13 protein-coding genes are annotated in these 13,897 nt (G+C 53.0%); 6 read left to right on the top strand and 7 right to left on the bottom strand.

Annotation, left to right across the window (positions count from 1 at the left end):
• Positions 1–10: 10 nt before the first annotated feature.
• The 3 genes from AC13H5_RS11155 to AC13H5_RS11165 all read right to left on the bottom strand — a co-directional run bounded on the left by AC13H5_RS11155 (position 11) and on the right by AC13H5_RS11165 (position 1,735).
• Positions 11–499: an SMI1/KNR4 family protein gene (locus AC13H5_RS11155; RefSeq protein WP_052090150.1), complete on the bottom strand. Its 489-nt coding sequence runs from the start codon at positions 497–499 to the stop codon at positions 11–13.
• 49 nt (positions 500–548) lie between these two features.
• A complete protein-coding gene (locus AC13H5_RS11160) occupies positions 549–1,148 on the bottom strand; it encodes a helix-turn-helix domain-containing protein (RefSeq protein WP_214711666.1) in 600 nt (199 codons plus the stop codon).
• A gap of 86 nt (positions 1,149–1,234) precedes the next feature.
• The gene (locus AC13H5_RS11165) at positions 1,235–1,735 is read right to left on the bottom strand and encodes a PTS sugar transporter subunit IIA (protein WP_021066526.1); all 501 of its coding nucleotides are present in this window, start codon (positions 1,733–1,735) and stop codon (positions 1,235–1,237) included.
• A gap of 206 nt (positions 1,736–1,941) precedes the next feature.
• On the opposite strand from AC13H5_RS11165, the gene AC13H5_RS11170 reads away from it, so the two are divergent.
• Complete coding sequence (locus tag AC13H5_RS11170) at positions 1,942–3,636, top strand: M3 family oligoendopeptidase (protein ID WP_483545745.1); 1,695 nt, start codon at positions 1,942–1,944, stop codon at positions 3,634–3,636.
• A 106-nt stretch (positions 3,637–3,742) separates the two neighbouring features.
• On the opposite strand, the gene AC13H5_RS11175 is transcribed toward AC13H5_RS11170, so the two are convergent.
• Positions 3,743–4,633 carry an aldo/keto reductase gene (locus tag AC13H5_RS11175; protein WP_483545746.1) on the bottom strand — a complete coding sequence of 297 codons (891 nt, stop codon included), beginning with the start codon at positions 4,631–4,633 and terminating at the stop codon, positions 3,743–3,745.
• Complete coding sequence (locus AC13H5_RS11180; protein ID WP_483545747.1) at positions 4,630–5,133, bottom strand: cupin domain-containing protein; 504 nt, start codon at positions 5,131–5,133, stop codon at positions 4,630–4,632. The genes AC13H5_RS11175 and AC13H5_RS11180 overlap by 4 nt, the downstream gene beginning before the upstream one ends.
• Positions 5,134–5,315: 182 nt before the next feature.
• Between AC13H5_RS11180 and xylA the strand changes: the two genes are divergently transcribed.
• From xylA to AC13H5_RS11195, 3 genes are all read left to right on the top strand, one after another.
• Positions 5,316–6,659 carry a xylose isomerase gene (gene xylA / locus AC13H5_RS11185; protein WP_483545748.1) on the top strand — a complete coding sequence of 448 codons (1,344 nt, stop codon included), beginning with the start codon at positions 5,316–5,318 and terminating at the stop codon, positions 6,657–6,659.
• Between the two features lie 64 nt (positions 6,660–6,723).
• The gene (xylB, locus tag AC13H5_RS11190; RefSeq protein ID WP_483545749.1) at positions 6,724–8,223 is read left to right on the top strand and encodes a xylulokinase; all 1,500 of its coding nucleotides are present in this window, start codon (positions 6,724–6,726) and stop codon (positions 8,221–8,223) included.
• A gap of 7 nt (positions 8,224–8,230) precedes the next feature.
• Entirely contained in the window at positions 8,231–9,217 is a 987-nt protein-coding gene (locus AC13H5_RS11195; protein WP_483545750.1) for an aldose epimerase family protein, read from the top strand.
• A 35-nt stretch (positions 9,218–9,252) separates the two neighbouring features.
• On the opposite strand, the gene AC13H5_RS11200 is transcribed toward AC13H5_RS11195, so the two are convergent.
• Positions 9,253–10,365 (bottom strand): ROK family protein, encoded by a 1,113-nt coding sequence (locus AC13H5_RS11200; RefSeq protein WP_483546558.1) that lies wholly within the window; start codon positions 10,363–10,365, stop codon positions 9,253–9,255.
• Between the two features lie 269 nt (positions 10,366–10,634).
• Here AC13H5_RS11200 and xylE point away from each other — a divergent pair, with 269 nt between their 5' ends.
• Complete coding sequence (gene xylE / locus AC13H5_RS11205; RefSeq protein ID WP_483545751.1) at positions 10,635–12,050, top strand: D-xylose transporter XylE; 1,416 nt, start codon at positions 10,635–10,637, stop codon at positions 12,048–12,050.
• Positions 12,051–12,100: 50 nt separating this feature from the next.
• Here xylE and AC13H5_RS11210 read toward each other — a convergent pair whose 3' ends face one another.
• Complete coding sequence (locus AC13H5_RS11210) at positions 12,101–12,430, bottom strand: winged helix-turn-helix transcriptional regulator (RefSeq protein ID WP_233004958.1); 330 nt, start codon at positions 12,428–12,430, stop codon at positions 12,101–12,103.
• A 256-nt stretch (positions 12,431–12,686) separates the two neighbouring features.
• Here AC13H5_RS11210 and AC13H5_RS11215 point away from each other — a divergent pair, with 256 nt between their 5' ends.
• Positions 12,687–13,889: an MFS transporter gene (locus AC13H5_RS11215; RefSeq protein WP_214824959.1), complete on the top strand. Its 1,203-nt coding sequence runs from the start codon at positions 12,687–12,689 to the stop codon at positions 13,887–13,889.
• The last annotated feature ends 8 nt before the right edge of the window (positions 13,890–13,897 follow it).

Genomic DNA, 13,897 nt, shown 5'->3' on the forward strand with positions numbered 1-13,897 from the left:
CCGTTCTTTTTTATGCTCGATACCAATCCCAAAATGAAGCACCTTGTGCCACAATCACATAGTCCAACCATTGTGAAAAGTTGAACGGCAAGCGGTTCAATTTAGCGTCCTCTTCGTCAAAGCTCAAAAACTCCCCGATCCACATCCGATTGTCCGTCTCACTTATGTATTCACAAACCATCCATTCTCCGTCACGCCCTGCCCCGACCGGCAAAAAACGTGCTGGACACTCCCATAATTGTTGGTGCTCAAGGATGTCCTCGATCGAGAACAATTCGATTGCTCCGCCGTATTCCGGGTCTTCGAACAGTTTGGCACCGTTCTGTTCGGTTAAGCATGCACGGACCGCTACCGGTGTTTCTTTCGGCAACCGCTCTAACTCCGTCGCAGTAGCTGGACCGTTGAAGGAAAATGTCAGTTGATTCACGTATCCTTCTTCTAACTGGACATCGAGCCGGTTGTTCACCAACCGTCGTTTCAGTACTTGAACAGCAATCATCACATTGTTCCTTTCATCCATAATGAAAAACCGTGGTCCCCCACGGCCTTCACTGCAATTTATACGATTTAGCGACGACCCCGAACTCTGTATATTGGAACGAGTTGTCGACGAACTGGTCCGGTACGAGCTGCTCGATATAGCGAGCGAACGGGACGATCCGATGCGTCGGTTCGTGCGAGCGACCCAGGTCGAGCACGGCATCGACGAGCGCCTCGAGCGCATGATGTGTCGTCGGTTCCTCGTCCTCGGCGAAGATGCGGCGGAGTTCTTCCTCATGCATGAGGTCGAAGATGCGCATGCGTGCCTCGAGCTGCCGCTGCATGTCCTCGGTCGACTTGCCGTGCATCGCCTCATCGTAGGCGAGCTTCATTTGCTCAAGTTCTGGGACTGTCCCTTTCATGAGCACTTTGAGCGACTCGCCCGTCCAAATATGGCGGGCCAAATAGTTCGCGTCGATCTTGAGCGCCTCGGCGAGCGCCTCTATGTAAGGCATCGTCGGGTAGACCTCACTCAGTTCGGTCCGGCGAATAAAGTACGGGGCGACGCCGATGCGGTCGGCGAGTGCCTCGACCGAGATGCCGGCCCGCTCACGTAATATTCGAATCCGATCCCCATAACCCCGGTACGGTGCGTTTTTTCCATCCATGTCTCTCTCCCCCTCTCTTTTTAGTATAGTTCCCGAATCCATAAAAAAATACTCGGAAGCATACGCCTCCGAGTAAAATGTTCAACTTATTTTTTCGTCAATTCGACGACTTCTGTAGAACCGGCTGTGACCGTGTCGCCTTCAGCAACGAGTTTGTTCACGCCGAAGCTGTCGTGGTTCGTGATGATCACCGGTGTGATCGTCGACGGCGCGTTCGCTTTGATGAAGTCGAGGTCGAACGTGACGAGCGTGTCGCCAGCTTTGACGGCCTGACCTTCTGTCACGTGCGTTTCGAAGCCTTCACCTTTAAGATTGACCGTGTCAAGACCGATGTGAATCAAGTACTCCGCACCGTTGTCAGCGTTGATCCCAATCGCGTGTTTTGTCGGGAAGACAGTCGCAATTGTACCGTTGACCGGCGAGACGACTTTGCCGTCTGTCGGTTCGACGGCGATGCCGTCACCCATCATTTTTTGCGAGAACACTTGGTCAGGAACGTTCGTGATGTCAATGACCTTCCCTGTAAGCGGTGAAACCGCGTTAAGTTGTTCTTCTTTACCACCAAATAGTTTTTTAAAGAATCCCATAGCTTAATCCCTCCAACATGTTCTGTTAATCAAAGTCTTAGCTTTTATACCCGAAAAGCTTCCTCTTCAATCCCTACCCTATAAACGGTATAGTTGTAATAAGGTAGTGCGAATTCGTTTACACATCGTAAGAATACGAGTGTGCAATCGCTTTTGCAAGCCCTTTTTACACTTTATAAAAATTTCACATGATGGAGGCGCTTACAATGACGACTTTCACAAAATTGTCATATGAACGGCCCGACTTGGACGCTTTGAACAGCCGATTGTCGGACTATTCAGTCGAATTGCAGCAAGCGAGCACACTCGAAGAAGCGAACGAATTGATTCGCCAAATCAACCAGGAACGGAACGCGTTCGAGACGCAAAGTCAACTCGTCGCAATCCGCCACTCGATCGATACGCGTGATGCGTTCTACGAGGCCGAGCAGACATTCTTTGACGATGCGTTACCGGTTTACGAGAAAGAGGTTCAAGCGTATTATCGCGTCTTGACCGAGCACGACCTGCGGAGCCAACTTGAACAGGAATGGGGCAGCCAATTGTTCGAACTCGCCGAGCGTGCACTCAAAACGTTCGAGGAGTCGCTCATCCCGAAACTGCAGGAAGAGAACCGATTGGCGACCGCCTATCAGAAAGTCATGTCAGCGGCCCAAATCGAATTCGACGGCAAGACGCTCAACTTGTCCCAGTTCGGCCCGTATCTTCAGTCCCCTGACCGTTCGGTACGAAAAGCGGCATCCGAGGCCCGTTATACATATCTGGCCGACAACGGAGACGAACTCGACCGCATCTACGGCGAACTCGTCCGCGTCCGGACCGACATCGCGCACGCGCTCGGCTTCCCGTCGTTCGTCGAGCTCGGGTACGCCCGGATGCAACGCGTCGGCTATGACGAGTCGAACGTCAACAACTTCCGCAAACAAGTGCGCGACGTCATCGTCCCGCTCGCAACGACGTTAAAAGAGAAGCAAGCGAAACGGATCGATGTCGATTCGCTCACGTACTACGACGAATCGTTCGTCTTCCCAGACGGCAACGCGACGCCACAGGGCGACGAGGCGTTCATCATCGAAGGCGGGAACACGATGTATCGTGAACTCTCAAAAGAGACGGACGAGTTCTTCCAATTCATGCAACAGCGCGGCGCCCTCGACTTGACGGCGAAACCGGGCAAGGCCGGCGGCGGTTACTGCACGTACCTCCCGTCGGAAGGTCTCCCGTTCATCTTCTCGAACTTCAACGGGACAGCCGGCGATATCGACGTGCTCACGCACGAGGTCGGTCACGCCTTCCAAGTGTACGAGAGCCGTCATTTGACGACGCCGGAATACGCGTTCCCGACCTACGAGGCGTGTGAGATCCACTCGATGTCGATGGAGTTCTTCTGCTGGCCATGGATGGAACTGTTCTTCGGCAATCAAGTCGACAAATACAAGTTCAATCACTTGGCAGGAAGCATCACGTTCCTCCCGTACGGCGTCCTCGTCGACGAGTTCCAGCACGTCGTTTACCGCAACCCTGACATGACGGTCGCTGAGCGTCGCCAGGCATGGCGTGACCTTGAGAAGGTGTACTTGCCACACCGTGACTATGAGACAAACGACTACCTCGAGTCAGGCGCTTGGTGGCACCAACAAGGACACATCTTCCAGAGCCCGTTCTACTATATCGACTACACGCTCGCGCAAGTGTGCGCCTTCCAGTTCTGGGTGCGCATGCATGAGGACCGTGAGGCGGCGTGGAGCGATTATCTCACGCTCTGCCAAGCCGGCGGCAGCCGCTCGTTCCTCGAGCTCGTCGAATTGGCCGGTCTCAAGTCACCGTTCGAGGACGGCGTATTGAAACAGACGGTCGGACAGATTGAAGACTATCTATTGAAGCATCCGCTCGCGAACTAAAACGAACCCACTCACGTCAGCGTGAGTGGGTTTTCTCGTTCTAGATTTAAGTGTACTTCCACATCGAGACGCAAAAACAGGTGAGCCCGTGAGCCCACCTGTGTCTTCAAATCACATCTAATGGTTCTTTTTGGCTCGGTGGCGGGAACGCCTCGTCAAGCGCATTAAAGTCATCCTCGGTCAAGTTGAGGAGCAACGCCGCGCCGTTCTCTTCGACGTGCGCTTTCTGCCCTGCTTTCGGGATGGCGATGACGTTTCCGCTCCGCACCGTCCACGCGAGCAAAATTTGGGCCGGTGTCGCGCTGTACGCCTTGGCGATCCGGTTCACCGTCTCGTCGTTGAAGACTTTCTCTTTCACGTCGCTGCCTTCGGCGAGTGGGGCGTAAGCCATCATCGGGATTCCTTGCTCCTGTAAAAATGGCAACAAGTCGTATTCGACGCCGCGGCTGCCGAGGTGATAGAGCACTTGGTTGACGGCGCAATGTTTCCCCTTCGGCAAGGCGAGCAGTTCTTTCATGTCATCGACATCAAAGTTCGAGACGCCCCACGCTCGGATCTTGCCGTCCGCCTTCAACTGTTCGAGCCCGTCGACCGTCTCCTCGAGCGGGATGTTCCCGCGCCAATGCAAGAGATACAAGTCGAGGTAATCGGTGCCGAGCCGTTCGAGCGTGGCGTCACAAGCTTGGACGAGTTTGTCGCCCCCGGCGTTATGCGGATACACTTTCGAGACGAGGAACACGTCTTCCCGCCGGTCTTGGATCGCTTCACCAACGAGCGACTCCGATTTCCCTTCTCCGTACATCTCCGCCGTATCGATGACGTGCAACCCGCAGTCGAGTCCCGTCCGGAGTGCCTCGATCTCGGCATCCCGTTTCGATTCGTCTTCTCCCATGCGCCATGTGCCTTGCCCGAGGGCCCTCATTTCACGCCCGTCTGGCAGTTCAGCCACGTGTTGTTTCAGTGTCGCCAAAATTAATGTATGTGGAATGCGGTTCATGCCATCTCCTCCTTCGTCCATTGTTCATGTAACGGCCCGGTCGTCCCAAAGACGGGATCGGTCGCCGGTTTGTCGACTCGTTCGATTCGTAGCACACTGTCCGGTCGTTCTTCCGGTTTCCCTGTCAACGTGTCATAATCGCGTCTTTCCGGATAGGCACCGACGATGGCGAAGTCTTCACTCGCCTCGAGACGGCGATGTCCCGTCCCGGCCGGCAAGATCAAGACGTCCCCTGCTTGAAGCGAGACGAGGTCGCCGGTCGCACCGCCAAGTTGGACGGTCGCCCGGCCCGACTTCACGCCGAGCACTTCATGCGTGTTGCTATGGTAATGGTGATAATCGAACACCCCGTTGACCCAACTGTTGCCCCAACCGTTATGTTCGAACGTCGCCTGCATCCCGTCCGTCTCATCGAACACGCCGCGATACAACAACACCGGGAAATCCGGATTGTTCGGAATCGAGCCGTCATCTTCAAATCGATATGTCAACACATCCATATTGTTCCCTCCTTGTCTCTGTCTTTGTACCCGAGTTGACGCCCGATTAACCTGTGAGCCAACTCACGGTGAAAAAGTTCAAAAAGATAATTCAAAAAACTTAGTTTGTTCGATGGACAAACTAAAAAGTTTGATGTATTCTATTCCTGAAAACGATTACAGAAATGAGGAGGATGAATCGCATGTCACAAACTCAAACGAAAAAGGAATACTATCAAGGTGTCGGACAAATCAAATTTGAAGGTACTTCTTCTACAAACCCATTCGCCTTCAAACACTACAACCCAGAGGAACAAATTGGTGGGAAGTCGATGGAAGAGCTGCTCCGTTTCGCCGTCTCATATTGGCATACGTTCACAGCCGATGGAACCGATCCGTTCGGCAAAGCCACGATGATCCGACCGTATGACCGCCTTTCAGGAATGGACCTCGCCAAAGCCCGTGTCGAAGCGGCGTTCGAGTTCTTTGACAAGTTGAACGTGCCTTACTTCTGCTTCCATGATTTCGATATCGCCCCTGAAGGAAGCACCCTCGCTGAGACGAACCGAAATATCGATATCATCGTCTCGATGATGAAAGAATATATGAAAACGAGTAAGACGAAATTACTTTGGAACACAGCGAACATGTTCTCGCATCCGCGCTGGATTCACGGAGCCGCCACGGCACCGAACGCAGATGTGTACGCCTACGCAGCAGCGAAAGTGAAAAAAGGATTAGAGGTCGGGAAAGAGCTCGGGGCCGAGAACTATGTGTTCTGGGGAGGTCGTGAAGGGTATGAAACGTTGCTCAACACCGACATGGGACTTGAGCTTGATAACTTGGCCCGCTTCTTCCACATGGCCGATAGCTATGCCAAAGAGATCGGCTTTGATGCCCAGTTCTTGATCGAACCGAAACCAAAAGAGCCGACGAAACACCAATACGACTTTGACGTGGCGACGGGTCTCGCCTTCTTGCAAAAATATGACTTGGCGGACCGCTTCAAATTCAACATCGAAGCCAACCATGCGACGCTCGCCGGACACACGTTCGAACATGAGCTCCGCGTCGCCCGCGTGAATGGGATGCTCGGGTCCGTCGACGCGAACCAAGGTGACCCGCTCCTCGGCTGGGATACGGATGAATTCCCGACCGACCTCTATTCAACGACGCTCGCCATGTATGAGATCTTGTTGAATGGTGGGCTCGGAAGCGGTGGGCTCAACTTCGATGCGAAAGTCCGCCGCGGTTCATTCGAACCTGAGGACTTGTTCTATGCCCACATCGCAGGCATGGACAGCTTCGCCGTCGGTGCGAAAGTCGCTCAACGCTTGATTGATGACCGTGTGTTCGAGAACGTCATCCAAGATCGCTACGCAAGCTACAATGAGGGAATCGGAAAAGACATCGTCTCCGGTCAAACCGACTTCCACAAACTTGAGGCCCATGCGTTCACGCTTACCGACATCCAAAATAAATCGGGACGTCAAGAACAGCTCCGTCACATCCTCAACCAATACTTGTTGGATGTACAACGCCCTTAATCGCGAAGCCCAGACTCCATGATGGGGTCTGGGCTTTTAAATCAAACCGGAAAGGATGAACCTAATGAAATACGTCATCGGAATCGATTTAGGGACGAGTGCGGTCAAAGCCATCCTCGTCGACAAAAACGGGCAACTCTGCGGGGAAGCGAGTCGCGCCTACCCCCTCATCCAAGAACGAGAAGGCTACAGCGAACAAGATCCGTCGGCCTGGGTCGAACAGACGGTCAACGCCTTGGCCGAGCTCGTTCAACAGTTCGAAGGACGTCCTGAAGACATCGAAGGCATCAGCTTCTCGGGACAAATGCATGGGCTCGTCTTACTCGATGCGCAACATCAGTTGCTTCGCAATGCGATTCTTTGGAACGATACGCGGACGACGGCTGAATGTGAGGAGATCAAAGATCGACTCGGACCGCTACTCCTCGACCTCACTAAAAACCCTGCGCTCGAGGGCTTCACGCTCCCGAAACTACTATGGGTGAAACGGCATGAGCCTGACTTGTTCCGTCAAGCGGCCGTCTTCCTGCTCCCGAAAGACTACGTCCGCTATGCGTTGACAGGTCAACTGCACATGGATTATTCCGATGCGGCCGGAACGCTTCTCCTCGATATCGCTAAAAAGGAATGGAGCGATGAAATCTGTGAACGGGTCGGTGTGCCGAAATCCCTCTGTCCCCCACTCGTCGAGTCGTCTGATCAAATCGGGACGCTCAGCTCTTACTACGCGACGCGCACCGGCCTATCTTCGAGCGTCAGCGTGTTCGCCGGAGGTGCGGACAATGCCTGTGGTGCCATCGGGGCCGGTATTTTGAACGATCAACAAACGATGTGCAGCATCGGCACGTCGGGTGTCGTCTTGGCCTATGAACCAACCGCCCTGCTCGATTTTAAAGGGAAAGTCCATTATTTCAATCATGCTAAGCCAGGTGCCTATTATACGATGGGTGTCACCTTGGCAGCAGGACATAGCTTATCCTGGTTCAAGGATACGTTCGCACCGGACCAATCATTCGAGACGCTGCTCGCCGAAGTGAAAGACGTACCGATCGGGGCGAACGGCCTCTTGTTCACCCCTTATCTCGTCGGAGAACGGACCCCTCATGCGGATGCCATGGTGCGAGGAAGCTTTATCGGGATGGACTCCACCCATCGCCTCGCCGATTTTTCACGGGCCGTGCTAGAAGGGATCACGTTCTCCTTAAAAGAGTCACTCGAGCTGTTCCGTGCGGAAGGGAAAGTGATCACGTCGATCGTTTCGATAGGAGGGGGCGCCAAAAACGAGGCGTGGCTGCAAATGCAGGCAGACATCTTCGACGCCACCATCATCAAGCTTTCCAACGAGCAAGGCTGTGCGCTCGGTGCCGCCATGTTGGCTGCTTACGGCTGTGGGTGGTTTGATAGTCTCGAGGCCTGCAGTGAGGCGTTCATTCAGGAGGCGAAGCGATACGAACCGATTCCAGAAAACGTCACACGCTACCACGCCTTGTTCGCACTCTACCAACAAGTCTATCCGGCCACGAAACAGCTCTCTCATGGCCTGTCCGCATTTCGGAGAAAGTGAGACGACGATGAACTATACATCCGACCATTACGGGACCGTGGACGGTATCCCCGTCTCGCGTCACCGCGTATCGACAGACTCGTTCAGCTTTTCTTGTATCGATTATGGGTGTACCATCACGGAAATTGCCGTCCCCGATCAACTGGGGAACATCGAGAACGTCGTATTAGCGCTTGATTCGCTTGAGGATTACGTCCGTCACGATTATTATCTAGGTTGCGTGGTCGGACGGGTGGCCGGAAGGATACAGAACGGTCAGTTCACACTCGACGACCAGACCGTTCACCTGCCTTTGAACGACGGTCCCAACCACCTTCACGGTGATCACTTCCATAAGGTGGTCTGGACTCCATCCATCGAACGGACGGATGATGGCGTGACCATTCGATTTGAACGGTCGTTTCCGCATGGCCATCACGGATATCCTGGGAATATTGACGTCTTGGTCGAATACACGATTATTCCCCACGCCGTGGCGATTCGCTATGAGGCGAAGACCGACGCGCCGACCGTCATGAACATGACGAATCACACATACTTCAATTTATCAGGGACGTCCCTGCCGATTTCTGACCATACGCTTCAGCTTATGAGTGACTCGTTCTATGAACTAGACGAGACCCTTATTCCGCGCCGCGTGAAATCTGTCATGACCTCTCGGGCATTCGATTTTAGAGAGGCGAAACGAATCGAAGATGGTCTAAATGATACAGATGCGCAACTTGACCTCGCCGGAGGCTTCGACCACCCGTTTTGCCTGTCCCAAACGGAACGTCCTCAAATCAATCTTCGTCATGCTTCCGGCCGCAGGCTTTCCGTCCATACGACCGAGCCGTGTGTCGTCTTCTATTCGGGTAATATGCTTCCGAACGAGCTGAGACGGACCGGCCTTTGTTTAGAGACGCAACAAGCACCGAACCTGCTGGACCCTCGTAGTGTGTTACGTCCCGCCGAGACATACGTCTCCGAGACGACGTGGACGTTTGCCCCATAACAATAGCCCGCCACCTGAAGGTGACGGGCTATTCGTCATTGCATCATTCGACGCTGTAAAAACTGCTCGATGGCAAGCGAGGCCATCCCGATCGCTGAAGCGTGGTCGCTCAATTTCGACGGGATGAGCTCGAACGAATGATCGGCTTGCGCATACACCCGCGATGAGATCGCCGTACGAATCATGTTGAGAACCATCGGATGTGACTCGATGACCCGACTTTGAATGACGATCACTTTCGGATTATAGACGTTCAGTACCGTGTTCAACCCGACCCCGACGTAAAAGCACCATTTTTGTAGTTCATTCAACACCGATGCCTCATTGGCCTGTAAACTTCGTTGGAGCGTCTCGACCGTGTGCCCCGGCAAATACTTGTCCCATAGCACTTTTTCCGAGGCATACAACTCCCAACACCCTCGGTTGCCACACGTACATTTCGGTCCATTGTATTCAATCGACATATGCCCGAACTCGCCAGCGAACCCGTCCTCGCCTCGATACAGTTCCCCATGCAAGATGATGCCCGTACCGACACCGGTCCCGAGACTGACGAAGACCATCTCCTCATGGTCTTTCCCGGCCCCGAACCGTCGTTCTCCGTAAGCCCCCGCATTGGCCTCGTTCTCTAAATTGACGGGTACATCATAACGATTCTCTAAATCTTGCTTCAAACTCGTCACGTCAGGACGGAGGTTCGGGACAAAAATGACTTGTTGCTCGCGATTGATGAGTCCAGGCACCGAGACACCGATTCCAATGAGCCCATATGGAGAGGACGGCATCTTACCAAGCAACACATCGATGGCAGCTCTTACTTTCGGTTCTGCCTCCTGGTCCGCCTCGGCCCACTCGGTCGTCAACGACTCCACAACGTTGCCTTTTAAATCGGTCAATACCGCATTGATCGCTTTCACGCCTAAATCGACTCCGATCGTGAATCCTGCCTGCTGGTTGAACACGAGCATGACCGGGCGACGCCCCCCGCTCGAATCGCCTTGTCCGATTTCAAAGATGAGTTCTTCATTCAATAGAGCGCCAATTTGCGCAGATACCGTCGATTTGTTCAATCCCGTCACTTCTGACAGTTTTGCGCGTGAAATTGGGTAACTACGAATGATTTCATTCAACAATACGGTTTTATTCATTTTTTTCACAAGCTGTTGATCAGCGGTCACATCTAATTTTGCCAATGACTTTGTCTCCCCTTTATACGAAGTGATGTCTCATCCATCGTTTAACTTTCGTCCCATTCCGTTTTACTCTCAAATTCATTATACAAAAACTCCAAAAATATAGTTGAGAATTCGAGCCTCATTTTGTATGATAAGGATAGTTAGTTTATCCGTCAAACAAACTAACTTATTTTTTCACTCGATATTGTAAGCGTTACCAATTCCAAGGAGGGCAAAACGTGATGAAACAAAATCAGAACACGCTATACCTCATGACCATCACACTCGTCGCGACATTAGGTGGCCTGTTGTTCGGTTATGATACTGCTGTCATCTCAGGCGCAGAGAAATCATTGGAGAAGTATTTTATTGACGGGCTGAATTTAAGTTCGCTCGTACACGGGGCGACCACTTCCTCGGCATTGATCGGTTGTATCATCGGGGGGATCATCTCCGGTATATTCGCAAGCCGATTTGGTCGTAAAAAATCATTGATTTTCGCGGCCACTCTTTTCTTCTTGTCCGCACTGGGATCGGCTTATCCCGAAGTCCTCTTCTTTACGAGAGGCGAACCGACGATTGCCCTTCTACTTACGTTCAACTTGTATCGCATCATCGGCGGAATCGGCGTCGGACTTGCCTCGGCCATCACGCCAATGTATATCAGTGAGGTCGCGCCAGCTGCGATTCGAGGACGGCTCGTGTCGCTAAACCAATTTGCCATCATCCTCGGGATGCTCGTCGTCTACTTCGTCAACTGGTCGGTCACAAGTGGGCAAACGGTCGCCTGGATCGATGACATCGGTTGGCGGTATATGTTTGCCTCTGAAGCCATCCCGGCCCTCCTTTTCGGTTCGCTCTTATTGATTGTTCCGGAAACACCACGGTATTTGGCGCTCCAAGGCGAGGAAGAAAAGGCTCTCCACATCCTCAGTCGAATCAATGGCAAAGAACGTGCCGAAGCAATCATGCAAGACATCAAATCGTCTGTCAGTCATTCTTCAGCCAAGCTGTTCACTTACGGAAAACTGGTCATCACCATCGGGATTCTCTTATCGGTGTTCCAACAATTTGTCGGCATCAACGTCGCATTGTACTATGCCCCACGAATCTTTGAAAGTATGGGTGCCGCTAAAGATGCTTCCATGATGCAGACCGTCGTCATGGGGCTCGTCAACGTCGTCTTCACCATCGTCGCCATCTTGTTTGTCGATAAAGTCGGTCGAAAACCACTGCTCATCATCGGTTCGGTCGGCATGGCAATCGGGATGTTCGGTGTCGCTTCGATGGCCTACACGAATGCAATCGGAATCGGTACACTCATCTTCATCATCATCTACACAGCCTCATTCATGATGTCATGGGGACCGATTTGTTGGGTACTCATTTCGGAAATCTTCCCAAATAAAATTCGAGGGCAAGCGGTCGCAATCGCCGTCGCCGCTCAATGGACCGCCAACTACTTCATTTCATCGACCTATCCGATGATGATGGAATTTAGTGGTACGATGACATACGGATTTTACGGGGTGATGAGCGTATTGTCCGCCTTGTTCGTCTGGAAGCTCGTACCGGAGACGAAAGGCAAAACGCTCGAAGAGATGGAGACGTTATGGAGCAGCAAACAAGCTGTCTCAAAAGACGCATCCGCCTCATAACGATAAAAAGACAGCGGTTCTCTCATTGAAGAGCCGCTGTCTTTTCTGATTTAGGAGATGACGTCTTCCCCGGTCTGTTCAATATGCCCTTCTCCCCAGGCACACATCGCATCCAAAATCGGTTGGAGCGACCAGCCGTAGTCGGACAGGGAATAGACGACTTTCGGTGGGACTTGCTCATACACCGTGCGGATGATGACACTGTCCGCCTCGAGCTCGCGCAACTGTTGCGTGAGCATTTTTTGCGTGATGTTCGGCATGAGCTTTTTCAATTCACTCGTCCGCCGTTCCCCTTTAATCAAATGACACATGATGACGACTTTCCACTTGCCGCCGATGACGTCGAGCGTCGCCTCGACCGGGATGTTGTATGGCATGATGGTTCCTCCTTATAGACCGGGATAGGTACTTTTCGGTGCCTATCGTACTTGAAAGTGCGTACTTCCCAATTAAATTCGATGGACTTATGATAGCAACTGTAGCTCAGTTATACAAGTTCATCTCACCAGTAACCGCTTCTTGAGACAGTAAGGATCTTTTTCGACCGTACTGGACAATAGAGAAGATGGGAGATGCTCGAGCTGCCTCGAGATGAAGGGCCCTCATCTCAACAAACATTCTTAGGAGGAATTACTCATGAATCAACCGTACACCCAGCCCGTCGACGAACAGGCACCGAAAAACGGAGGGCTGGCACTGCTCGCCCTCGCCATTAGCGCCTTCGGCATCGGGACGACCGAGTTCGTCCCGGTCGGCCTGCTCGCCTCAATCGCCAGCGACTTGAATATTGGCATCACGCTCGCCGGTCTTATCATCTCCGGTTATGCCATCGGCGTCGCCGTCGGTGCGCCGATCTTGACGGCACTCACGAACCGGATGAATCGCAAGACGTTACTCATGGCACTCATGGTCGTCTTTATCGGCGGGAACTTGGTATCCGCCTTATCAACCAGTTTCGAACTGTTGATTGCCGCCCGATTTATCACCGCGTTCGCACACGGTGTCTTCTTCTCCATCGGGGCGACGATTGCCGTACAGCTCGTGCCACCGCATAAAAAAGCGAGTGCCATCGCACTCATGTTCACTGGCTTGACGGTCGCGACCGTGACCGGCGTCCCGCTCGGCACGTTCATCGGTCAAGCGTTCGGATGGCGCGCCACGTTCTTCGCCGTCGCCGCACTTGGGATCGTATCGATCATCGCCAGCTTCTTCTTGATTCCGAAAGATTTGAAACAGTCGCCACCAGCGAAGTTCTCCGATATGAAGAAATTGCTCACGAACGGCCGAATCATGCTCGGCTTCTTGATCACCGCACTCGGTTACGGCGGAACGTTCGTCGCCTTCACGTACTTGACGCCAATCATGCAGGACGTGACGAACATCAGTCCGAGCTTGATTAGTATCGTCCTACTCGTCTACGGGATCGCCGTCGCCATCGGCAACTGGGCAGGCGGAAAATTTGCCAATGAAGACCCGGCCAAGGCGTTGTTCTATATGTTCATCGTCCACGCCGCTGTCATGATCGTCATGTCGTTCATGATTCCGTTCAAAGTCGCGGGACTCATCGCCATCGTCTTGATGGGACTGCTCGCCTTCATGAACGTACCTGGCCTTCAACTATATATCGTGCAGTTGGCAGAGAAGTATGTACCGGCCGCGGTCGATGTCGCGTCGGCGCTCAACATCGCCGCCTTCAATATCGGTATCGCGCTCGGTGCGACCATCGGTGGGATTGTCGCGGACTCGATCGGTCTCGTGCATACGCCTTGGGTCGGTGGCATCATGGTCATCATCGCTGTCATCTTGACCGCCGTCTCACGTCGTTTGGAAGCGAGCTAAGGAGGACA

This window comes from Exiguobacterium sp. FD-YE-25-4 (assembly GCF_057004685.1).

Excerpts from the sequence above, each read along its gene's own strand:
- AC13H5_RS11215 (WP_214824959.1), top strand. The coding sequence starts at position 12,687 with ATGAATCAACCGTACACCCAGCCCGTCGACGAACAGGCACCGAAAAAC.
- AC13H5_RS11200 (WP_483546558.1), bottom strand. The coding sequence starts at position 10,365 with ATGAATAAAACCGTATTGTTGAATGAAATCATTCGTAGTTACCCAATT.
- AC13H5_RS11170 (WP_483545745.1), top strand. The coding sequence starts at position 1,942 with ATGACGACTTTCACAAAATTGTCATATGAACGGCCCGACTTGGACGCT.
- AC13H5_RS11180 (WP_483545747.1), bottom strand. The coding sequence starts at position 5,133 with ATGGATGTGTTGACATATCGATTTGAAGATGACGGCTCGATTCCGAAC.
- AC13H5_RS11195 (WP_483545750.1), top strand. The coding sequence starts at position 8,231 with ATGAACTATACATCCGACCATTACGGGACCGTGGACGGTATCCCCGTC.
- xylA (WP_483545748.1), top strand. The coding sequence starts at position 5,316 with ATGTCACAAACTCAAACGAAAAAGGAATACTATCAAGGTGTCGGACAA.
- AC13H5_RS11165 (WP_021066526.1), bottom strand. The coding sequence starts at position 1,735 with ATGGGATTCTTTAAAAAACTATTTGGTGGTAAAGAAGAACAACTTAAC.
- AC13H5_RS11155 (WP_052090150.1), bottom strand. The coding sequence starts at position 499 with ATGATTGCTGTTCAAGTACTGAAACGACGGTTGGTGAACAACCGGCTC.
- AC13H5_RS11160 (WP_214711666.1), bottom strand. The coding sequence starts at position 1,148 with ATGGATGGAAAAAACGCACCGTACCGGGGTTATGGGGATCGGATTCGA.
- xylB (WP_483545749.1), top strand. The coding sequence starts at position 6,724 with ATGAAATACGTCATCGGAATCGATTTAGGGACGAGTGCGGTCAAAGCC.
- xylE (WP_483545751.1), top strand. The coding sequence starts at position 10,635 with ATGAAACAAAATCAGAACACGCTATACCTCATGACCATCACACTCGTC.
- AC13H5_RS11175 (WP_483545746.1), bottom strand. The coding sequence starts at position 4,633 with ATGAACCGCATTCCACATACATTAATTTTGGCGACACTGAAACAACAC.